The 18632-nt window shown below is 59.6% G+C and carries 17 protein-coding genes; 12 read left to right on the top strand and 5 right to left on the bottom strand.

Translation table 11 applies throughout. The annotated features are described in order from the left end of the window. Window positions 1-77 precede the first annotated feature (77 nt). From AC3A5O_RS22670 to AC3A5O_RS22685, 4 genes are all read right to left on the bottom strand, one after another. Window positions 78-839, bottom strand: a complete 762-nt coding sequence (locus AC3A5O_RS22670) for an SDR family oxidoreductase (protein ID WP_305470600.1) — start codon at window positions 837-839, stop codon at window positions 78-80. A gap of 34 nt (window positions 840-873) precedes the next feature. Beyond that, window positions 874-1701 carry a DMT family transporter gene (locus tag AC3A5O_RS22675; RefSeq protein ID WP_305470599.1) on the bottom strand — a complete coding sequence of 276 codons (828 nt, stop codon included), beginning with the start codon at window positions 1699-1701 and terminating at the stop codon, window positions 874-876. 68 nt (window positions 1702-1769) lie between these two features. After that, on the bottom strand, window positions 1770-2675 hold the full coding sequence (gene gcvA / locus AC3A5O_RS22680; RefSeq protein ID WP_305470598.1) for a transcriptional regulator GcvA: 906 nt from the start codon (window positions 2673-2675) through the stop codon (window positions 1770-1772). Between the two features lie 87 nt (window positions 2676-2762). Beyond that, window positions 2763-3335 carry a TetR/AcrR family transcriptional regulator gene (locus AC3A5O_RS22685; RefSeq protein ID WP_122568426.1) on the bottom strand — a complete coding sequence of 191 codons (573 nt, stop codon included), beginning with the start codon at window positions 3333-3335 and terminating at the stop codon, window positions 2763-2765. Between the two features lie 122 nt (window positions 3336-3457). Between AC3A5O_RS22685 and AC3A5O_RS22690 the strand changes: the two genes are divergently transcribed. The 5 genes from AC3A5O_RS22690 (at window position 3458) to AC3A5O_RS22710 (ending at window position 9322) form a co-directional block, all read left to right on the top strand. Next, a complete protein-coding gene (locus AC3A5O_RS22690; RefSeq protein ID WP_305492162.1) occupies window positions 3458-4216 on the top strand; it encodes an SDR family oxidoreductase in 759 nt (252 codons plus the stop codon). Between the two features lie 115 nt (window positions 4217-4331). After that, window positions 4332-5087, top strand: a complete 756-nt coding sequence (locus tag AC3A5O_RS22695) for an NADPH-dependent F420 reductase (RefSeq protein WP_122568425.1) — start codon at window positions 4332-4334, stop codon at window positions 5085-5087. A 428-nt stretch (window positions 5088-5515) separates the two neighbouring features. Next, complete coding sequence (locus AC3A5O_RS22700; RefSeq protein WP_122568328.1) at window positions 5516-5758, top strand: hypothetical protein; 243 nt, start codon at window positions 5516-5518, stop codon at window positions 5756-5758. A 171-nt stretch (window positions 5759-5929) separates the two neighbouring features. Further along, window positions 5930-6370 carry a hypothetical protein gene (locus AC3A5O_RS22705; protein ID WP_122568327.1) on the top strand — a complete coding sequence of 147 codons (441 nt, stop codon included), beginning with the start codon at window positions 5930-5932 and terminating at the stop codon, window positions 6368-6370. 30 nt (window positions 6371-6400) lie between these two features. After that, a complete protein-coding gene (locus tag AC3A5O_RS22710; RefSeq protein WP_487753752.1) occupies window positions 6401-9322 on the top strand; it encodes a DUF4132 domain-containing protein in 2922 nt (973 codons plus the stop codon). A 31-nt stretch (window positions 9323-9353) separates the two neighbouring features. Here AC3A5O_RS22710 and AC3A5O_RS22715 read toward each other — a convergent pair whose 3' ends face one another. Beyond that, a complete protein-coding gene (locus AC3A5O_RS22715; protein ID WP_122568325.1) occupies window positions 9354-10268 on the bottom strand; it encodes a LysR substrate-binding domain-containing protein in 915 nt (304 codons plus the stop codon). A 185-nt stretch (window positions 10269-10453) separates the two neighbouring features. Here AC3A5O_RS22715 and AC3A5O_RS22720 point away from each other — a divergent pair, with 185 nt between their 5' ends. The 7 genes from AC3A5O_RS22720 (at window position 10454) to AC3A5O_RS22750 (ending at window position 18504) form a co-directional block, all read left to right on the top strand. Then, on the top strand, window positions 10454-11974 hold the full coding sequence (locus AC3A5O_RS22720) for an ABC transporter substrate-binding protein (RefSeq protein ID WP_122568324.1): 1521 nt from the start codon (window positions 10454-10456) through the stop codon (window positions 11972-11974). A 105-nt stretch (window positions 11975-12079) separates the two neighbouring features. Further along, window positions 12080-12997, top strand: a complete 918-nt coding sequence (locus tag AC3A5O_RS22725; RefSeq protein ID WP_122568323.1) for an ABC transporter permease — start codon at window positions 12080-12082, stop codon at window positions 12995-12997. 9 nt (window positions 12998-13006) lie between these two features. Next, window positions 13007-13909, top strand: a complete 903-nt coding sequence (locus AC3A5O_RS22730; RefSeq protein WP_122568322.1) for an ABC transporter permease — start codon at window positions 13007-13009, stop codon at window positions 13907-13909. A gap of 32 nt (window positions 13910-13941) precedes the next feature. Further along, window positions 13942-14958, top strand: coding sequence for an ABC transporter ATP-binding protein (locus AC3A5O_RS22735; RefSeq protein ID WP_122568321.1), 1017 nt, complete (start codon window positions 13942-13944; stop codon window positions 14956-14958). After that, window positions 14955-15944 (top strand): ABC transporter ATP-binding protein, encoded by a 990-nt coding sequence (locus tag AC3A5O_RS22740; RefSeq protein ID WP_487753753.1) that lies wholly within the window; start codon window positions 14955-14957, stop codon window positions 15942-15944. Before AC3A5O_RS22735 ends, AC3A5O_RS22740 begins: the two co-directional genes overlap by 4 nt. Further along, window positions 15941-17365: a M20 family metallopeptidase gene (locus AC3A5O_RS22745; RefSeq protein ID WP_122568319.1), complete on the top strand. Its 1425-nt coding sequence runs from the start codon at window positions 15941-15943 to the stop codon at window positions 17363-17365. Before AC3A5O_RS22740 ends, AC3A5O_RS22745 begins: the two co-directional genes overlap by 4 nt. After that, on the top strand, window positions 17362-18504 hold the full coding sequence (locus AC3A5O_RS22750) for a M20 family metallopeptidase (RefSeq protein ID WP_487753754.1): 1143 nt from the start codon (window positions 17362-17364) through the stop codon (window positions 18502-18504). The genes AC3A5O_RS22745 and AC3A5O_RS22750 overlap by 4 nt, the downstream gene beginning before the upstream one ends. The last annotated feature ends 128 nt before the right edge of the window (window positions 18505-18632 follow it).

Genomic DNA, 18632 nt, shown 5'->3' on the forward strand with positions numbered 1-18632 from the left:
CAGGGATCAGCGGCGACTCGCGAATTATGGCGACAACCCTCGGACGCTTCATTTGAAAGACGAACTTGATAGCCGGCCTACTTCCCTCCGGTCACATCCAGGAAGGTGCCCGTCACGAACGACGCCTGCGGCCCCGCCAACCAGAGAATGGCCCGTGCGACCTCCTCCGGCTGGCCACCACGCCCCATCGGGATCGTATCCTTCACCCGGTCGACTCGGCCCGGCTCTCCCCCACTCGCATGCATCTCGGTATAGATATGCCCGGGTCGAACGCAGTTGACTCTAATACCCTCCCGGGCCACTTCCTTGGCAAAACCCGTCGTGAACGTTTCAACCGCGCCCTTGGACGCTGCGTAGTCCACGTATTCATTCGGGCTACCGAGGCGAGCTGACGCCGAAGAAATATTGATGACTGCACCACCACGCCCACCATAACGATAGGCCATGCGCCGGGTAGCGTGCTGAGCGCAGAGCATCGGCCCCAAGGCGTTGACCGCAAAGATTCGCTGCATGCGCTCGAAGCCAAGATCCTCCAAGCGCGACTGGCGTGCCAATATCGAAGCGTTGTTGACCAGCACATCGATTCGCCCGAAGCGCAGATCAAGGGTGGCGAACAGTTCGGCGATCTGTGCCGGATCGGCGTTATCGGCGCGTACCGCCAGGGCACGGGCCCCCTTGGCCTCGACCTGCGCTGCCACCGCCAACGCCGACGCCTCATCGGCGATGTAGGTCAGCACGACGTCGTAACCCTGTTCAGCGGCCAGCAGGGCGGTCGCCGCGCCAATCCCGCGCCCGCCTCCGGTAATCAGGATCAAGGGCTTTTGCGAACGGTCATTCATGATCAATCCTCACGACTGGATGGAAAAAGCGAGGTCAGCGGATAACCAGCGCACCGAGTGCAATGACGGCGCAGGCCAACAGCTTGCGTAAGGTCAATGCTTCGCCAAGAAACGCGTACCCGATCAAAGCGGCGAACATGACGCTGGTTTCTCGCAGGGCGGACACCGCCCCCATCGGTGCCTGGGCCATGGCATAGATCACGACGCCGTAGGCCAGCAATGAAACCAGCCCGCCAGCAGAGGCCACGGCGATACCTGGCCGCAGAGCAAAGAGGCTTTTGGCATCGCGCAGTCCGATATAAACCAGGGGCATCATCACGCCCCACAACAGGCACATCCAGGCGGTGTAGGCCATTGGCGCCCCGGAGAGGCGAACGCCGATGCCATCGACCACGCTGTAGGCAGCAATGAAACAACCGGTTCCCAGTGCGTAGGGCAAGTCAGGCAACGTCCGCCGGCGCCCGGTATAAGCCAGCGAGATGATTCCGGTCGACACCAACGCAATCCCCATCAGTCCATTCGGCGCCATCCGCTCACCGGCGAACAGCGAAGCGGCCAGGACAATCAGGATCGGAGATACACCGCGGGCGATGGGGTAAGTCTGGCCCAGGTCTCCAGACTTGTAACTGCGCACCAGGAACAGGTTGTAACCCACGTGCAATATCGCGGAGAGCCCAACGCAGAACCAGCTTGCACGGGCGGGCGGCGCCAGCAGCGCGGCCACGATGACGCTCGCCAGGGCGATCGCCATGCACATGATGGTCATAGACCACAAACGGTCGGTGCCCCCGCGCAGCATGGCGTTCCAACTGGCGTGCAGCAGCGCGGCGAACAAGACGAGGCAGATGATGGGTAAGGACATGCATCATCCTAGGCCGACCCACTAGCGCTATAAAAGCAAAGTCTCTTCATCCCAGCATGATGAAAACCTCATGCATAAGTTTGCTGAGCATCGACCGCCTGGGTCACCAGCCAACGACGGAAGCTGGCGATATGAGGCTGAGTCTCGATCCCTGTGGGGCACACGAAGTAATACGCCAGAGGCGATGCGAACGGCAGTTCGAACAGCCTTTGAAGACGGCCGTCATTGAGCTCGGCTTCGACATGCCCGCTGCGCGCCAGCGCGATACCTTGCCCCAACAACGCCGCCTCAATGGTCATATTGGTGTCTGCGTAGCGAATGCTTTCCTTCAAGGTCGTAACCTCAACGCCCACTTGGGCAAACCACTGTTCCCATTTCGGCACCCGCGCTGCGCCATCACGGGTAAGCAGTGGATAGCGCAGCAATTCGGCGGCCGTTTGCGGCGTGCCAAAGCGCGCAAGCAACGCCGGGCTGGCGACCGGAAAAATCTGCTCGCGGAACAGAAACTCTGAAAACAGCGACGGGAAATGCCCGTTGCCCAGGCGAATAGCCACGTCCGGGTCTGTCGTCGAGAAGTTAATGGGGCTATCGGTGCTGTCCAGGGTGAGCAGGATTTGCGGATGCGCTTGCGCCAAATCAGGAAGCCGAGGCAGCAGCCACTTCAAGGCGAAAGAATAGGTCGTGCTGACGCTCAGCCGCTGCCGCCCGTTTTGCTCGCGTAAATCGGCCAAGGTGGCCTCGAGCTTCATGAAGAACTCACGCACGATGGGCGCAAGCGCTGCCCCTGCCGAGGTCAGGTGCAAAGAGTTACCACGATGAAACAGCTGCAATCCCCAGAGCTGTTCCAGGTGCTTGAGCTGGTGGCTTACCGCGCTCTGTGTGACGTGCAACTCCTCTGCCGCCGCAGTGAACGTGGCGTGCCGCGTGGCGGCTTCGAAGGCTCGCAGGCTTGAAGAAGGAGGAAGGTTTCGCATGATGTTCCCTTCTATGAGTAAACCCTCATGCTAGCGCCTTTGCCTCTGCCGTTGCAGGCAAGCTGTTCGCCGACCGCTAACTTAATGCTACGGGTTTCTCTCCTTCAGGCTTTCTGGACTGCCAGCACATAGGCCATCCATGACCAAGTCCATCAATCTGGCAAGACGTGGGCGCCATTCGCTCTGGGAATCTATTTGCCATATTCCGGCAGTGGCTAGAAAAAAGTCGTCGTGGGTAACCCCGCTACGAATCGTTCCAGCCTTTTCATTCGCCCTCAAAAGCGACTCGGCTGCCGCCTGGACGGGCGCGTATCCCGACTTCCCCGGGAACTCGTAAGTAGAGGCTGCCTGCCGTATCGCGGTCGCAAGTCCGGACTTTGTCATTGCATATTCAACGAGGCAGTCCATCCATTCTCGCAGAGCCTCCTTAGGGGGTTTTGTGGCGAGCAGTTGTTCCGCCAACGAGGCCACTTGCTGCATTTCGAATTGGTAGACCTCGAATACCAGTTCCTCTCTGTTAGCGAAATGGCGATAGAACGTGCCCTGCCCCACGCCGGCTTTCTTCGCAATCGCGCTCAGCGGGACCGCAGGATCGAGTGTCAGCTCTGCCACTGCGACCTTCAGAATTCGTTCTCGGTTTTTCTTGGCGTCAGAACGCATCGCCAACTCGTCATTCCTGGGCAAAGTTTTTTCCTTCGCTGCATTGCAAAGCGGACAGTTGTCCGGTAGTTTTTTTAGCAAGTGGACACCTGTCCGCTTACGTACCCTTACCGGAGTTTACTATGAACAGCACTGGCAACACGATCCTGGTTACCGGCAGTACTTCAGGCATAGGCCTCGGCCTGGCACTCAGGCTTCACAAGGCGGGAAACAACGTCATCATCGCGGGACGTCGCAAGGCTCTGCTCGACAAGATCGTGTCGCAACATCCAGGTATTGAATCGGTATTGCTGGACGTCGCCGATCCACAATCCATCCAGCGCACCTGCGAAGCGCTTGCGATCAGTCACCCGAATCTGAACGTTCTGATAAACAACGCTGGCATCATGCATTGGGAGGATCTGACCGATTCCCAATACCTGAGCACAGCCGAAGATATCGTGACAACAAACCTGCTTGGCACGATTCGCATGGTGTATGCCTTCACGCCCCAACTGATCAAGCAGCCTAGTGCAACGATCATCAATGTCAGTTCGGCTCTGGCATTCGTCCCACTGCCTGCGACACCGACCTACAGCGCAACCAAAGCAGCCGTTCATTCATTCACTCAAAGTCTTCGCGTGCAGTTGGAAGACTCGTCAGTCGAGGTAATCGAGCTTGCACCACCGGGTGTGCGCACCACGTTGCTTGGGCAGGAAAATGACGAACACGCCATGCCTTTGGACGAGTTCTTGAATGAAATCTTCGAACTGCTTGAGATCACCCCGACCCCACGGGAACTTGTCGTCGAACGTGCCAAGCCATTGCGGCTTGCTGAAGCGAACGGTGACCATGATGAGATACTGAACATGCTTGCCGGATACAAAGCACCTGCAGAATGAGGCTAACCGGATCTCGGCACAACGCTTTGCATGGGCACCGGCACCATCACGCCGTTTTTGAAGAGGCTGGAACTGCTTGGCGTTGTGACTCGAACGCGTGACTGAATAGTTGTTGATAGGCGAGGAGGTCTTTGAAATGAAAATCGGAATTATCGGCGCAGGCAACATCGGGGCTACCCTGGCCCGTAAGCTCGCTGCACACGGCCATGAAGTTAAACTGGCAAACTCGAAGGGCCCTCAGAGCCTCCAGAACCTTGCCAACGAAATCGGTGTACAGCCGGTGACCAAGGAAGAGGCGGTGTCCGAGGTGGACGTTGTTATTCTCTCGATCCCCTTCGCGAAATACCCTGATCTCAAGGAGACGTTGAGTCATGTTCCCGAGAAAGTCGTCGTCATTGACACATCCAATTACTATCCAGCACGTGACGGGGCAATCAAGGAAGTAGATGACGGCAAGCCCGAGAGTGTCTGGGTAAGCGAGCAGATTGGCCGCCCGATCATCAAGGCATGGAACGCCGTCCTCGCAGCGACGCTTGCCGACAAAGGCCAACCCACCGTGTCTTCAACGCGCATCGCCTTACCTGTAGCTGGGGATGACGCCAATGCCGAGGCAATCGCGCAGGATCTTGTCGAGGATACCGGTTTCACCGCGCTCGCCGCTGGTAGCCTTGAGGGCTCATGGCGCCAGCAACCTGGTACACCTGCGTACTGCACCGAACTCACGTTGCCGGAGCTAAAATCAGCCTTATGTGCCGCTGACAAAACGAAGGCGCCTCAAAATCGGGACGCACTTCTGGCCAAGTTCATGGCTTCTGGCAGTCAGTTCACACATGAGCAAATTGTTGCAACGAATCGTGCAATGACTGCCTGACTGCCTGATCAGGCATCACTATTCCACACCCCCCTGCAATAAAAGCCACGATGGGTTGCACTGCCTGACCCGGTCCCCCTGTGGGAGCGAGCTTGCTCGCGATGGCGGTGGGTCAGCTTGCAGTGATGTTGGATGTGCCGACGCTATCGCGAGCAAGCTCGGCTCCCACAGGGGTTCTCGGGGGCTCATGGCCCCCCGTTTTACCCTCCCCTCAGCACTCGGATGACGCCAAGTTATTGGCACAAAAAGCCATGAAATAAAAATAAATTAATACAGTGACGGTTTCCCGACACACGGTACCAACGTGCCATTGCTGGCGATTTAAATCCAAGCTCATCATCCGCAGGCAACCTCCCGCTAAACGTTTAGGCCAGCCGACCTGGACTACAGGATGTAATCACTCGCATCGCGCAAGGGAGCATACCGAGATGATGACTGTTTATTTTGTTGTGATGACGATCTGCAGTGGCATCGAAGGCTGTATCGAGGAACGAAAACCAGGGCCTACCTTTGCTACCAGGGCAATGTGCATGGAAACGGCCAGGGTCATGGCGCCGCGCAAAGGTGTGAAGTTCAAATGTCGCAGCGAACGTATGTGGGTGGTCGATGAGACGCCGCCAGTAGAAGGTTACGGCAAAATTGTCTCCACCAAGAGCACAGTCCAGCCTTAGCGTTATGCTTTTTTCGCCGACAACAAAAGTTCACCGGCAGCTCGGCAGTGGGAGGCTGACCGGCGAATAACGTAAATGTGAAAAGAGAACGCTGCGCGGTGAAGTTTATTGCACACCGGGATATGCTAAGGCGCCATCCGCCCGGCTGGCCTGGCTTGCAAGGAATGCGTCATGGAGTTCGTGGTTCATAGCTATTGCCTGAAAGGCGCACGCCAAGAGCCTTTGCTGCCCCCTGTCACCCTGACCCCGACTACGTTGACCTTGACGGTCGCCGAGCTCATTCGCCAGACCGTTGCCGAACAGATCGCCGCGCTGTCGGTCCAGCACTGGCTGGAACAAGCGGCGCTGCGTGAAATGCTCGACCGCCAATACTTGAGCGAGCGGGATGTTCTTCAGCAAGCCCATGAAGGCGCGGTGGTCATGCCTCAGGCCAGCGCACCTCCCGACCTGGATGTCGGCACTGAAGTCGAGCGAGCCTTGAAGGGTTTTGAAACCCGTGCCTTCCGCGTTCTGCACAACGGGGTAATGCTGCAAAGACTCGATGAGACAATCGAATTGAGTCCTCCTTCCACCCTCGCGTTTATCCGCCTGGTGCCGCTGCTCGGCGGTTGATCCTCGTCACTCTCTTCCTCGGATACCCTCATGCAATCACGCCGTCCTGTGCCCGAACAAGCCACACGCCTCGCTGCGCTGCGCGCATTCTGTGACAGAGCGTTGGATGACTACCCCGAGCTCAGCCACTATGACGAATTCGAGCCCGATTTTTGGGACGGCATCGACGTCCTGCGCATCGCCGATGATTGGGTCAGGCAGCATCCAGAGGATGGGCCCAAGGCACTGGCTGATGGTTTTGTGTTCCCGACCGTTTGGGACGATCTGGAGGACCGCCGCGATCAACAGCGTTATGGCCTGCAATATCGACTCTGCGACGCGTGGATCACGGCGCACCCGGATGCCTACGCGCTGGAGCAGATCGGGGCGCGGCTGCAGCACATGCTGCAATTTGCCTTCGAAGACAGTGACTATCCATTGCCCACTGATGAAGATGGCCCTGCCTATTACCGAAGAAGTCCGGACCAGGCCTGGGCCTTCCCCGACGTTCAGGCCTGCATCAGTCGCCTGAGCGATTATCCGCCCACCCCGCCCTGGCAGACTTTCGCCGAATGGTTGCTGGACGGCAGCTGGAACCGCGTGCAGCCCCCTTCCCCGGCTGATGAAGAACAAAGGAAAATCGCCGACGCGTACATCTACGTGCACAAGGAAATCGAGCGCATCGCTCTGGGCCTGCTGGAAGCGGGCCGCCTCGATTACCCGCGCTTCGTCCGGGCGGCCAATACCTGGGGCCGCGCCATGATGTTCTATTCGGACGACGCCGGGCTGGACAGCGATGATGTGGACCTGACTCGGTACGCCGATGAAGCTTTCGACGAGGACGATTCAAACAACGAGGCCCCGAAAGACATCGATGATGAGCCGTCCCAGAGTGATGACATCCCCACTGAAGAACCCGCTGCAGTGCCCCCTGAACTGGCGAACTTCACCGTTCGTTACGTCGAGGATGCCCTGGCTGGATTGCCCGATAACGCCGAGAGGCTGGCTGACACCTTCCGCTCGGTCGAGGTGTATCAGACCCGTTGGTTGTTGCAGGCCTTGTCGGTCATCGAACGACTGGGCATGACACCGGATGACTTCGACAGCTTCGGCTACACGGCTGCGGTGCTCCAACCCTTCCTATCGCTTCAGCAATTGCCCAAGCACCAATCGGCAGAGCTGCTCGCGGCGTTGTCCGGCTTTTCAAGAAATACCCTGCTCACCGCCCTGCCCTACGCCGGACAAGCCAGCCGAGTGGTGCTCGACGCGCTCGGTTGGAGTGATCTGCAAGCCTTCCAGCGTGAATACCTGAACATTGCCCTGGCACCTCGGTCCGGCTGGGGCACCGACCTGCCCAATACATTGGATGAAACCGTGGGCGTGGTGGACCGCTACCTGCTGGACAAGGCGCTGGCCGAGGCCGACCCAGGCCACCTGCGCGAGTACCTCGCGGCGCTCGAACCCTCGCACTGGGCGTTTCCCGAGACGCGTGTACTGCTCGACGCCTACCAGGGCATCGGTCGAGCGGCGCTGGAAAAGAAGTTGACCCGCCATGCACAGCCGGCCATGCGCATCTATGGCTTGCTGCCCGTCACGGGGCCGGACGACGTACGCCAGCGCTACCTGACGCTCAAGAAACTGCACAAAGAGGTGCGTAAATACGGCGCTCAGCGACAGGCCAACTCCCACGCAGCGGTGCAGGCAGGCCTGGAAAACCTCGCGCGTGTCGCCGGCTACCCCTCGGCGATTCGCCTGGAATGGGCCATGGAATCGGAGATCGCCGAATCCGCCGTGACGGCCGCTTCCATCGATGGCTATGACGTCACACTCATCATCGACGGTTTGTCGCCCACATTGCACATCTGCAAAGCCGGCAAGACGCTCAAAACCGCACCGCCTGCAATTCGCAAGCACGCAGACTTCGTCGCCCTCAAGACGCAGCAGACCCAGCTCAAGGAGCAGATCGCCCGCTTCTGCCGCACCCTGGAAGCGATGATGAGCAGCGGCGAAACCCTGGCGCTGGACGACCTGAAGCCGCTGTTGAAAATGCCCGCGGTTCGTCTGCTGCTCGAACAACTGATCATGCAGGCCGACGACGCTGCGTTGGGCTGGCTCGATGCCGCAACGCTGACGGTGACTGACCTTGAAGGCCGCCAACACATCGTTGAAAAGAACCTGCGTATCGCTCACCCTTTTCATCTGTTCACGGCAGGACAACTGTCGGCCTGGCAAAGAAGCGTGGTGACCCATCGCCGGGTGCAGCCGTTCAAACAAGCCTTTCGCGAGTTGTACCTGCTCACCCCTGCCGAGCGAGACACCGGCCTGTGGTCCAACCGATTTGCCGGCCACCGCCTTAAAGGCAAAGTCGCCGCCCGGTTGCTGCAGGTCCGCAACTGGTCGACTTCAAGCGTCGAGGACATCTATTACGAGAGCAAAGAGCACGGCATTTACGCCCTGTTCAACTTTCTGGATACCGGTCACTACCTCTCGGAAACGGAACACTTTACCTTCGACACGATTGCGTTCCACCGCGACCAGAAAGCCCTCCCCCTTGAGCAAGTACCACCGCTGCTGTTCTCGGAAGTCATGCGCGACGCCGACCTGCTCGTCTCCGTGGCCCACGCCGCAGACGACTACAGCTCCAGCCACGAAACCGTGCAACGCCGCGCCGAACTGGTCGGCGAGTTGATCCAAGGGCTAGGGTTGCAAAACGTCAGATGCGAAGGGCATTTTCTGCACATTAGCGGCCAGCGTGCGAACTACCGTATTCACCTGGGCAGCGCCGCCATCCATATCGAACCCGGCAACTACCTGTGCATCGTGCCCGCAGGCAGCAACGTCACGGCGTTCTACCTGCCGTTCGCCGACACCGACAGGAAAATGGCCGAGGTGCTGAGCAAGATGTTTCTGTTGCTGGACGACATGAACATCACTGACAGCCTGATACTGGAACAGATACAGCGCAGCGGCTGATGTTCAAACAGTGAAAACACATTCACCGAACTCAACGCTTCGCTTTCGCCAGATCCGCAATCAGAAAATCCCTGAATGCACACACCGCTGCCGGTAAATTGCGGCCAGCCATGCTTTGCAGTTCGATGCGGCGTGCCTGCATGCCTTCGTCAAGGATCGGCACGCATTGCAGGACCTTGTCCGCCACCTGCTTTTGCAAGGTCATTTCGCTGGCCAGGCTGATAACGCCTTCTTCGCGGACGAAGCTATAGAGCGCCGCAACGTAATTGGTGGTCAACACCGGGTCGAACAACAACCCCTGGACACCGCAACAGATGTCGAATAGCTGCCGTATCGTGGTGTCGGCCTTGGGTAACGCAATGGGCCAGGGCTGCAGCTCAGCGAGGCTGACCGCCTCACGCCCGGCCAAGGGATGGGAATTGGCGACCACGGCAAAAATCGCCCCGCTCAGGACATGTTCGACCTTGATTTCCCTTTGCGGCGTCAGGCTGAAGGTCATCGCCAGATCGGCTTCGCCGGAACGCACCTTCTCGGTCGCTTCGGCCGGCGCGCAGACCTCCAACGTGAAATGAATGCCCTGATACTCACGCCTGAACGCGCTGATGCTCCTGGGCATGTATTCCAGTGCAAACCCTTCCGAGCAGGCAACGTGCACATGGCCCCGCTGCAAACCATGCAGCTCGGTAATCTCCAGCACCACCTGCTCGGCCTCAAGCTGCGACTTGCGCGCATAGGCCGCCAGTCGCGCCCCCGCCTCGCTGAGCACCATGCCTCGGGCACGACGCTCGAACAGGCTGGCGTCCAGAGCCAACTCGAGCTTGGCAATTTGTCGGCTCACCGCTGAGGCTGCGACATTCAGGCGCATCGAGGCTTCGCTGATCGATCCGCATCGCGCGACTTCCAGAAAATAACGCAGTGCCGTGGACTGCACACCATACAGCTGCATCGGCGCCCCCAGGAATTGCCTTTTCGGCAACGCAAGTATCGAAATATTATTCTTGTGGCATTGATAGCCTTTCCCTACATTCGTGTCCAGACCAAAAAAACATGACCTGAGCTTCTCACCCTCCTTTACGCATTTGCGATTCGCTGCCCTTTGATTCAACCACTCTCGCCAACGGAGACGACGGCATGGGCATCAAAGGTTTCGCCTGCAGCATTGCGCTGACAGGCCTCATCAGCAGTTTTCCGGCTCATGCCGGTAAAGCCAACGACACCCTGGTTTACGCTTCCGACAGCGAGCCTGAAAACATCAGCCCCTATCACAACGATTTGCGCGAAGGGGTGATTCTCGGCCGGCTGATCTGGGACAACCTGATCTATCGCGATCCCAACAGCGGCGAATACAAACCCATGTTGGCCACCCGCTGGACCCAGGTCGACGACACCACCCTCGACTTTGAGCTGCGCAAAGGCGTCAAATTTCACAACGGCGACGCCTTCACCGCCGACGACGTGGTGTTCACCCTCAACTACGTGGTGTCGCCCGAAGCGAAAGTCGTTACCGTGCAAAACGTAGACTGGATCAAGAGCGCCGAAAAAACCGGTGACTACAGCGTCCGCCTGCATCTGAAAAAACCTTTCCCTCCGGCCCTGGAATACCTGTCCAACGCCGTTCCGATGTACCCCAAGCAGTACTTCGAGAAGGTCGGCCTGGCCGAATTCAGCCGCAAGCCAATCGGTACCGGGCCGTATAAAGCCGTGTCGGTGGTGGCTGGCGAAGGCGTGACCATGGAGATCAACAAGGACTATTTTCCAGACAGCCCACAAGGCAAGCCCCATATCGGTCACCTCAAGTTCCGAGTGATTCCGGATGCGGAAACCCGCCTGGCCGAGTTGATGACCGAGGGTGTCGACTGGACCTGGCGAGTGACCTCGGATCAGGCCGTCGACCTTAAAGGTATGCCGAACCTGACCGTGACCAGCGGCGAAACCATGCGCATCGGCTTCCTGATTCTTGATGCTCGAGGCACCTCCACTGAAAACTCGCCGATGAAGCACCTCAAGGTGCGTCAAGCCATCAACCATGCGATCAACCGCAATGCGCTCGCCACGCAATTGGTGGGGGGCGAAGCCAAGCCCTTGCAGGTTGCCTGCTATCCAGGCCAGTTCGGCTGCGATACCTCCGCGGCCACGGTCTACAACTACGACCCGGCCAAGGCCAAGGCGTTGCTCGCCGAAGCCGGTTACCCCAATGGCTTCGAGACAGAAATCTTCGCTTATCGCGACCGTGATTACGTCGAAGCCATCATCGGCAACCTGCGTGCAGTGGGCATCAACGCCAAGCTGCGCTACTTGAAGTACGCCGCCCTGCGCGATCAACAACGTGGCGGCAAGGTGCCCATGTCGTTTCAGGCCTGGGGCTCGTTCTCGATCCTCGACACCTCGGCGTCGGCCGGCACCTGGTTCAAGGGCAACCCGGACGACAACATCAAAGACCCACAAGTCCAGGGCTGGTTGCAGACCGCTGACAACGCCCTCGACCCGCAATTGCGCAAGGACAACTACCGCAAGGCGTTGCAGCGCATCAGCGAACAGGCGTACTGGGCGCCGCTGTTCAACTACTCGATGAACTACGCCTACACCTCCGAATTGGCGTTCACGCCCTATCCGGATGAACTGCCGCGTTTCGTTCAGTCCAGCTGGAAGTAATCCGCCACCGAGCGGATTGATCGAGAGGTGCCGTGGCTTGCGGGCTCACCCGCACCACGGACACGTCCTCACACCTGTCATCCATTGGATATGAGGAAACTTGCCATGCTTGGATTCCTTTTGCGCCGTCTGGGCATCGCTGTTTGCGTCGCCATTACCGTGTCGGTGATCAGCTTTTCTCTGTTGCATCTGTCCGGCGACCTGGCCACGGCCATTGGCGGACCGGAAGCCACCAGCGAACAGATCGAACAAATCCGCGTGCAATACGGTTTGAACAAACCGCTACCGACCCAGTACTTCAACTGGCTGGGCGACTTGCTACGGCTGGACCTGGGCAACTCTTTTTTCTTTCAGGAGTCGGTCTACAACCTTGTCGCCAGCCGCTTGCCAATCACCCTCGGGTTAGGTGCCCTGGCGCTGGGCATCGCCTTGCTGGTGGCGATCCCACTGGGCGTGCTGGCCGCAGTCAAACGCGACACCTGGGTCGACCGACTGGCCTTGAGCATTGCGGTACTGGGCCAGGCAATGCCCAGCTTCTGGTTTGCGCTGATGTTGATCGTGGTATTCGCGGTGACGCTCAAGTGGCTGCCGGTGTCCGGCAACTCAACCCTGCTGCACTTCGTCATGCCGGCCATTGCCTTGGGCTACTACGCGACGCCGGCAATCATGCGCCTGACCCGTGCAGGCATGCTTGATGTGCTCAGTTCCGATTACATCCGCACGGCCCGCGCCAAGGGCCTGCGCCCTGCCCGCGTGTTGTTCAAGCACGCACTGCGCAACGCCTTGATTCCGGTCGTCGCGCTGGCGGCGGTGGAGTTTGGCTTCATGCTCGGCGGTTCGGTGGTGATCGAAACCGTGTTCTCCCTGCAAGGCATCGGACAACTCGCCTGGGACGCCATCGCCCGTGATGACTTTCCAGTCGTACAGGCCGTGGTCCTGCTGATTGCGGTGATCTACATCATCCTTACCTTGCTGGCCGATGTGCTCAACGCACTGCTCGACCCGCGCATTCGCGTGCGCTAGGAGGTTTACATGAGCACCCCAACGACCCTCACAATCAATGACTACCTGCCACCCCCCAGCAGCCTGAGCCGAGTACTTGGCAAGAGCTTTCGTCATCGTGGTTTCGCCATCGGCACGGTGTTGTTGCTGATCATCTTCACCGGCGCACTCTTCGCCCCGTGGCTGGCGCCTTATGACCCTTATGCGCAGGACGTGATGCTGCGTATGAAACCGCCGGCATGGATGGCCAACGGCACCTGGGAATACGTCCTGGGAACCGACAAGCTGGGCCGTGATTACCTGTCGCGACTGCTCTACGGCGCACGTATCTCACTGTTCATCGGCATCGCGGCGGCGCTTATTTCCGGCTTTATCGGCACGGTCATGGGGCTGTTGGCGGGTTACTACGGCGGCAAGGTCGATGCGTTCATCAGCTACCTGATCACCACTCGGCTGGCGATGCCCGTCGTGATGGTCGCGCTGGCCTCGGCCTCGTTGATGGGCGGCTCGCTGAAAGTGGTGATCGTGCTGCTCGGCTGCCTGCTCTGGGATCGCTTCGCGGTGGTGGTCAGGGCTTCGGTGCAACAGATTCGCGATGCTGAATATGTGGCCTCGGCCCAGGCGCTGGGTTGCTCGACCCTGCGCATTCTGGTCAGCGAAATCCTGCCCAATCTGGTCGGCGCGCTGATCGTCGTCGCGACGCTGGAAATGGCCCACGCGATCCTGCTGGAGTCGGCCCTGTCATTCCTCGGGGTGGGTGTGCAGCCGCCGACGCCGTCCTGGGGTTTGATGATCGCTGAAGGCAAACCCTACATGTTCTTTTCCCCGTGGGTCATCGCCATTCCCGGCGTCGCCCTGATGATTCTGGTGCTGGGCATCAACCTGGTCGGCGATGGCCTGCGCGATCTGATCCTGCCCGACGGCCGCAACTGATCGACGGCCGTAACTAATTGAAGGTACCGAACATGGCACTACTCCATGTAGAAAACCTGCGCGTGGATATCCCCATGGGCAACAGCCCGACGCCGGATGACATGCTGCATGCAGTGCGCGGCCTGACCTTTGAAGTCGAGCGCGGTGAAATGTTGTGCATCGTCGGCGAATCCGGCTGCGGTAAATCCTTGACGTCGCTGGCGCTGATGGACCTGTTGCCACGCAAAGCCAAACGCACGGCGTCCCGGCTGATGCTGGACGGTATCGACATGATCGGCCAGAGCGAACGGCACATGTGCGACCTGCGCGGCAACCGTCTGGCGATGATCTTCCAGGAACCGATGACCTCGCTGAACCCGGCCTACAGCATTGGCGATCAACTCAGCGAAGTGCTGACCCGGCATCGCAAGGTGTCGCGCAAGGATGCCCTGCTTCACGCCGGGCGGATGCTGGAGAAAGTCGGTATCAGCAATGCCACCGAGCGCTTGCGTCAGTATCCGCATCAACTGTCTGGTGGTTTGCGCCAGCGGGTGATCATTGCCATGGCGTTGATGTGCGAACCGGACCTGATCATCGCCGATGAGCCCACCACCGCATTGGACGTAACCATTCAAGCGCAGATCCTGCGTTTGATTCGCGACATTCAGAAGGAACTCGGCCTGGCGGTGATCTTCATCACCCACGATCTTGGGCTGGTGGCACGGATCGCCGATCGGGTCGCCGTGATGTATGCCGGGGAAATCGTCGAAACCGCCCCTGCCCTGCAACTGTTCGAGAACCCGCAGCATCCGTACACCCGTGGTCTGCTGGCCAGTATTCCAATCCCTGGCCAGACCAAACCGGGTGAGGCCCTGGGTTCGATTCCAGGCCTGGTGCCAAGCCTGGTCGGCGAACAGCAAGGGTGTGCGTTCCGCAATCGTTGTGGTCAAGCGATACCGGCCTGCGCGCAAGACATCCCCGAAGTCGAGCAGGACGGACACATGGCGCGCTGCCTGTTCGCCGCACCGGCCCCGGCACCGATTCGCCTTCTGGAGCGCGCAAGGTCATGAAAAAAGACATCACGTTGGAGCTGTGTGACATCCGTCGCGAGTTTCGGATCAACCAGGGCTTTTTCAAACCCGCCGCCATCCTGAAAGCCGTGGATGGCGTTTCCCTGCGTCTGATGCGTGGCGAGACCCTCGGTCTGGTCGGTGAGTCCGGTTGCGGAAAAAGTACCCTGGCAAAGCTACTGCTCGGTCTGTTGCCGCCTACCAGCGGCGATGTGCTGGTCAATGGCAAGCATCTGGCGGCGACGGATCGCAAGGCGATGTCCCGGCACATTCAGCCGATATTCCAGGACCCGTATTCCTCGCTGAACCCACGCAAGACGCTGCGCGAAATCATTACCCTGCCGCTGATCGTGCATGACATCGGCAGCCCCGCCGAGCGGCGCAAGAAGACCGAAGCGATGCTTGATGTGGTCGGCCTGCCCAAGCGGGTCATCGACAGCTACCCGAGTCAGTTGTCCGGTGGACAACGCCAGCGGGTCGCGATCGCACGGGCGCTGATCATGCGACCCGATGTGTTGATCTGCGACGAACCCACCTCGGCGCTGGACGTGTCGGTGCAGGCGCAGATTCTCAACCTGCTGCAAGACCTCAAGCGCGAATTCGGCCTGACCTATCTGCTGATCAGCCACAACCTCGCGGTCATCGAACACCTCGCCGACCGGGTAGCGGTGATGTACCTGGGGCGCATCGTCGAAGAACGTACGCGCGAATCGTTGTTCGCCGAACCCGGCCACCCTTATACCCGCGCCTTGCTGGATTCGGTGCTCACGCCCGATCCGCGCCTGGGCATTCCCGATATCGGCCTGCACGGCACCTTTCCCAATCCGATGTCACCGCCGTCCGGTTGCGCTTTTCACCCGCGCTGCCCGAGCTGCTTCGCACCGTGCAAAACGGCCTACCCGGCCAATGATTCAATTATCGGCGGCAGCGTGCGTTGCCACCTTCACGACAATCCTGCCCAAACACTGGAGCTTGTCCACTCATGAGTCGTTCATTGGCAATCAGCAACACCACCGCGCAATTCGACAACGGTGCCTTTTTCAATCTGCTCGAACGCAGCGTCGCCTTGCACACCGAAAGCCAGGCAACGGACAGCCAGCCCGAGTTGTATCGCTACCTCAATGACTTCATCACCCCGCATGTTGAGGCGATGGGCTTCAGCGTCAAGATCTATGACAACCCGGTGGCAGAGCGTGGCCCCTTCATGATCGCCACGCGCATCGAGCATCCCGAACTGCCGACGGTACTGAGCTACGGTCACGGTGATGTGGTGCGGGGCTATGAAGCCCAATGGCGTGAAGGCCTATCACCGTGGCAAGTCACGGTCGAAGGCGATCGCTGGTACGGCCGCGGCACAGCGGATAACAAAGGCCAGCACCTGATCAACCTGACCGCGCTGGAGCAAACGCTCAAGGCTCGCGACGGCAAGCTGGGCTTTAACGTCAAACTGCTGCTGGAAATGGGCGAAGAAGAAGGCTCGCCGGGCTTGAACGCGTTCTGTGCCGCCCACAGCGAAGCGCTCGCGGCGGATATTTTCATCGCCTCGGATGGCCCGCGCCTGGCGGCCTCACGACCGACGATTTTTCTTGGCTCACGCGGGGTGTTCAACTTCGAGCTGGTGGTCAATTTGCGCGAAGGCGCCCATCACTCTGGCAACTGGGGCGGGTTGCTGGCCAACCCCGGGATCATTCTGGCCAATGCCATCGCGAGCATGGTCGATGAACACGGCCGGGTGAAAGTGGCAGGCCTGCAGCCCGAAACATTGCCAGAGCCGGTGCGCCAGGCTCTGGCCGATATTGAAGTGGGTGGCGGGCCGGGCGATCCGCAAATCGACGCCAACTGGGGTAACCCGCAGCTCTCGCTGAGTGAAAAGGTGTTCGGCTGGAACACCCTCGACGTCATCGCCTTCAAGACCGGCAACCCGGACGCCCCCGTGCATGCGATCCCCGGCAAGGCCAATGCCCATTGCCATATCCGCTTCGTGGTGAACAGTGACTACAGGACCTTCATCCCGGCTGTGCGTGCCCACCTGGACGCCCATGGCTTCAGCAATGTCGAGGTCAAGCAAAGCCGCATCGATGTGATGCATGCCACTCGGCTGGACCCGCAAAGCCCGTGGGTCAATTGGGCACTCAACTCCCTGACACAGACCACCGGCAAAAAACCTGCGCTGCTGCCCAACCTCGGGGGCTCGCTGCCCAACGACGTGTTCGCGGACGTGCTCGGCCTGCCAACCTTGTGGGTGCCGCACTCGTACCCGGCCTGCTCACAACATGCGCCGAACGAGCACTTGCTGGCACCGGTGGTCAAAGAAAGCCTGCAAATCATGGCCGGGCTATTCTGGGATCTGGGCAACGACGCGGCACGCCTGACTCAGGAACATCAGTTACGGGAGCAGGCGCAATGAGCGCTACGCCACAACAGGCGCTGGACTGGCTTGCCGGCCAGCGCGACGCCATGGAATCGCTGCTACAGCGTATCGTCGACACCGACTCCAACAGCTATGACAAGGCGGGCGTCGACGCGGTGGGCGCGCTGCTCGCGGAAGAACTGGAAGCCGACGGCATTCTGCTCCAGCGCATGCCGGTCGATGGTTTTGGCGACGTGATGCTCGCCGAAGTGCCAGGCGCCTCTGGAAAGCCAGTGCTGTTGCTGGGCCATCGCGACACGGTGTTCCCCAAAGGCACTACCACGACGCGCGGCTACAGCTGCGATGGCAACCTCGCCTATGGCCCCGGCGTCGCCGACATGAAAGGCGGCCTGGTGCTCAATTGCTTCGCTCTCAAGGCACTCAAGCGCGCCGGTCAGTTGCCCTATCCGGTGCAGGTCCTGTACACCGGTGACGAAGAGATCGGCTCCGGCAGCGCCAGAACCCATATCGAACAAGCCGCCCGTAGCGCGCGTGCCGTGCTCAATACCGAACCCGGCCGGGCCAGCGGCAATGTGGTCAGCGCACGCAAAGGCGGCGCCACGCTGATCATCGAAGTCAGCGGCCGCGCGGCGCATGCTGGGGTCAATCATGCCGACGGCGCCAGTGCCATCGAAGCCCTGGCACGCAAGATCGTCAAGCTCCACGCCTTGACCGATTACGCGGCAGGCATCACCACTAACGTTGGCCTGATATCCGGTGGCACGTCCAGCAACACCGTCGCGCCTAGCGCCTCTGCCCGGCTGGACGTTCGCTTCATCGAACTCAAGCACTGGGATCAGATCCTTACCGCGATCCTGGCCATCGTCGCGGAAGAAGAACTGATCGGCACCCGCGCCATCGTCAAGGAAGCGACCACCTTTCTGCCGATGGAGGCCTGTCACAGCGAACGGCTGCTGCACCTCTACCAACAAAAAGCCCTGGCACTGGGTTTCAGCGTTGAGGGCGAGTTCACCGGTGGTTGTGCCGACTCTGGATTCACTGCCAGCCTGGGTATTCCGACGCTGTGTGGTCTTGGGCCGGTGGGTGGCAAGGTCCATACCGATCGTGAGTATCTGGAACTGGATACGCTGGTGCCTCGGGCTCTGGCGTTGGTGGCGACCATTCTGGCTGTTTGAGGTAATGGGGCTCGCCTTTTTCAGGATGGTAGTGTGTATATCCGTTGCTGCGGTAACGGCTGCTTAGGGTTCCGCCCTTACGGCCATCCCTTTCAAGGTCTTAGGTAAAATCCCCTGAAGTTTCTATC

Source organism: Pseudomonas sp. Soil_N_39, from assembly GCF_057655955.1.

Bases quoted from the DNA above. Each gene is read 5' to 3' on its own strand.
- AC3A5O_RS22705 (WP_122568327.1), top strand. From the start codon at position 5,930: ATGGAGTTCGTGGTTCATAGCTATTGCCTGAAAGGCGCACGCCAAGAG.
- AC3A5O_RS22740 (WP_487753753.1), top strand. From the start codon at position 14,955: ATGAAAAAAGACATCACGTTGGAGCTGTGTGACATCCGTCGCGAGTTT.
- AC3A5O_RS22715 (WP_122568325.1), bottom strand. From the start codon at position 10,268: ATGCAGCTGTATGGTGTGCAGTCCACGGCACTGCGTTATTTTCTGGAA.
- AC3A5O_RS22730 (WP_122568322.1), top strand. From the start codon at position 13,007: ATGAGCACCCCAACGACCCTCACAATCAATGACTACCTGCCACCCCCC.
- AC3A5O_RS22735 (WP_122568321.1), top strand. From the start codon at position 13,942: ATGGCACTACTCCATGTAGAAAACCTGCGCGTGGATATCCCCATGGGC.
- AC3A5O_RS22685 (WP_122568426.1), bottom strand. From the start codon at position 3,335: ATGCGTTCTGACGCCAAGAAAAACCGAGAACGAATTCTGAAGGTCGCA.
- AC3A5O_RS22745 (WP_122568319.1), top strand. From the start codon at position 15,941: ATGAGTCGTTCATTGGCAATCAGCAACACCACCGCGCAATTCGACAAC.
- AC3A5O_RS22710 (WP_487753752.1), top strand. From the start codon at position 6,401: ATGCAATCACGCCGTCCTGTGCCCGAACAAGCCACACGCCTCGCTGCG.
- AC3A5O_RS22750 (WP_487753754.1), top strand. From the start codon at position 17,362: ATGAGCGCTACGCCACAACAGGCGCTGGACTGGCTTGCCGGCCAGCGC.
- gcvA (WP_305470598.1), bottom strand. From the start codon at position 2,675: ATGCGAAACCTTCCTCCTTCTTCAAGCCTGCGAGCCTTCGAAGCCGCC.
- AC3A5O_RS22720 (WP_122568324.1), top strand. From the start codon at position 10,454: ATGGGCATCAAAGGTTTCGCCTGCAGCATTGCGCTGACAGGCCTCATC.
- AC3A5O_RS22690 (WP_305492162.1), top strand. From the start codon at position 3,458: ATGAACAGCACTGGCAACACGATCCTGGTTACCGGCAGTACTTCAGGC.
- AC3A5O_RS22700 (WP_122568328.1), top strand. From the start codon at position 5,516: ATGATGACTGTTTATTTTGTTGTGATGACGATCTGCAGTGGCATCGAA.
- AC3A5O_RS22675 (WP_305470599.1), bottom strand. From the start codon at position 1,701: ATGTCCTTACCCATCATCTGCCTCGTCTTGTTCGCCGCGCTGCTGCAC.
- AC3A5O_RS22725 (WP_122568323.1), top strand. From the start codon at position 12,080: ATGCTTGGATTCCTTTTGCGCCGTCTGGGCATCGCTGTTTGCGTCGCC.
- AC3A5O_RS22670 (WP_305470600.1), bottom strand. From the start codon at position 839: ATGAATGACCGTTCGCAAAAGCCCTTGATCCTGATTACCGGAGGCGGG.